At 73.4% G+C, this 2,011-nt stretch carries 2 protein-coding genes and 1 pseudogene; 1 reads left to right on the plus strand and 2 read right to left on the minus strand.

Annotated elements, in window-relative coordinates; translation table 11 throughout:
- Positions 1-268, plus strand: a pseudogene (locus tag SZN_RS42125) (hypothetical protein); the annotation flags it as partial.
- On the opposite strand, the gene SZN_RS36835 reads toward SZN_RS42125, so the two are convergent.
- Both SZN_RS36835 and SZN_RS36840 read right to left on the minus strand, forming a co-directional pair.
- A complete protein-coding gene (locus SZN_RS36835; RefSeq protein WP_007506224.1) occupies positions 232-894 on the minus strand; it encodes a fasciclin domain-containing protein in 663 nt (220 codons plus the stop codon). The pseudogene SZN_RS42125 and the gene SZN_RS36835 sit on opposite strands and share 37 nt — an antisense overlap.
- 97 nt (positions 895-991) lie before the next feature.
- On the minus strand, positions 992-2,011 hold a 1,020-nt coding region (locus tag SZN_RS36840), incomplete at its 5' end, for a molybdopterin-dependent oxidoreductase (protein ID WP_007506227.1).

Genomic DNA, 2,011 nt, shown 5'->3' on the forward strand with positions numbered 1-2,011 from the left:
CGGCGGCCTCGTACCGGCGCCGGACGTGACCCGTCCCGCCGGCGCTCGGGCGGGCGGCGCGGCCGACGCCCTGCCCGTGCTCGCCCGGCTGCCCGCGCCCGGCCCGCTCACCGCGGCGCTCGAAAGCCGTGCTGTGACCTCGTACGCGGGGCGGGCCGGTGCCCGTCGGGCCCCCTTCCCGGCCTGGGGAAGGGGGCCCGACGGGGTGCGGGTCCGCAGACCCGGTGGGGGTCAGGCGGCCGGCATCAGGACCGTGTCGACGATGTAGACGTTGGCGTTGGCGGTCTTGACGTTGCCGCAGACGACCTTGGCGGAGTCGTTGACCGTGAAGGACTCGCCGGAGCCGGACGTGGTGAGCTTCGACTTCTCCAGCGTCGTGAACGAACCCTTCTCCATGTCCTTCGGCGTGAGCTTCTGACCGACCACGTGGTAGGTGAGGATCTTCGTGAGCTGGGCCTTGTCGTTGAGGACCTTGTCCAGCGTGGCCTTCGGGATCTTGGCGAAGGCGTCGTTGGTCGGGGCGAACACCGTGATGTTCTGGGCGTTGTTGAGCGTGTCGACGAGACCGGCCTTCTTCACCGCGGCCACCAGCGTGGACAGGGCCGGGTTGTTGGAGGCGGCCGTGGCGACCGGGTCCTTGGCCATCCCGTCGAAGGAGCCGGCGCCCGACTTGGGCACCGTGGAGCAGGCCGGGCCGAACGGCTGGTCCATCGAGGACGGGGTGCTCCCGGAACCGGCCATGCCGTCGTCGGAGGCCGTCGGCGAGGCGGCGGCCCGCGTGGAGGAGTCCGACGAGGCGGAGTCGCTGCCGCTGCCCGAGCACGCGGTCAGGGCCAGCGGCAGGACGGCCGCGGCGGCCAGGATCACGGCGGAGCGGCGGATGGAGGTGTTCATGAGGGTTCTCCTGTCGGTGGAAGCAGCCTGGGCTGCCCTTTTCGGGGATGAGATCTTCAGGGCGAGATCTTCAGGGGGGAGAGGTTCAGGGGGCGGGTCACTCGACGGTGACCACGACGGAGTGCCGGCCACTGGCGCCGTCGGGGACGGTCCGCGTCCGTCTGTCGGTCTGGGTCCGTCCGGTGCGGTCGGTGGCGCGCACGGTGAGGGTGTGGCCGCCCTTGGTGGCCTGCCAGGGGAAGGACCACTGCCGCCAGGTGTCGCGGCTGTCCTCGGGCGCCAGCCGGGCCGGCCGCCAGGGACCGTCGTCGACGCGCACCTCGACCCGGTCGATGCCGCGGTGCTGGGCCCAGGCGACGCCGGCGACCATGACGGTCCCGGCCGAGGGCCGGGCGAAGGGCTTGGGGGTGTCGATACGGGACTGGGTCTTGATCGGCGCCCGGCGGGCCCAGCCGCGCCGGACCCAGTAGGGGTCGTAGGCGTCGAACGTGGTCAGCTCGATGTCCTCGATCCACTTGCAGGCGGAGACGTAGCCGTACAGTCCGGGCACCACCATGCGGACGGGGAAGCCGTGGTCGAAGGGCAGCGGCGTGCCGTTCATGCCGACCGCGAGGAGCGCGTCGCGGCCGTCCATCAGGTCTTCCACCGGGCTGCCGATGGTCATGCCGTCCACCGAGCGGGCCACGAGCTGGTCCGCCCGGCCGCCGCGCGACGGCGGCCGCACCCCGCACTCGGCCAGCAGCGCGGCCAGGGGTACGCCGATCCAGCGGGCGGTGCCCACGTAGGGGCCGCCGACCTCGTTGGACACGCAGGTCAGCGTGATGTCCCGTTCGACCAGTTCGCGCCGGAGGAGGTCGGCGAAGGACAGGGTGAGCGGCCGGCGCACCCCCCGGCCGCGGATGCGCAGCCGCCAGGACCCGGCGTCCACCTTCGGCACCACGAGGGCGGTGTCCACGCGGTAGAAGTCGTCGTTCGGGGTGAGGAAGGGGCTGACGCCGGGGATGCGCAGTCCGGCTCCCCGGGGGAGCGCCGGGGCGGGCGAGCCGGGAGTGGGGAGCCGCACGGCCCGGCGCGAGGCGGCCGCGGCGTCGCCGCCCGCGGCCGTGAGCGACCGGCC

The organism is Streptomyces zinciresistens K42 (assembly GCF_000225525.1).
GTDB lineage: Bacteria > Actinomycetota > Actinomycetes > Streptomycetales > Streptomycetaceae > Streptomyces > Streptomyces zinciresistens.

Bases quoted from the DNA above. Each gene is read 5' to 3' on its own strand.
- SZN_RS36835 (WP_007506224.1), bottom strand. From the start codon at position 894: ATGAACACCTCCATCCGCCGCTCCGCCGTGATCCTGGCCGCCGCGGCC.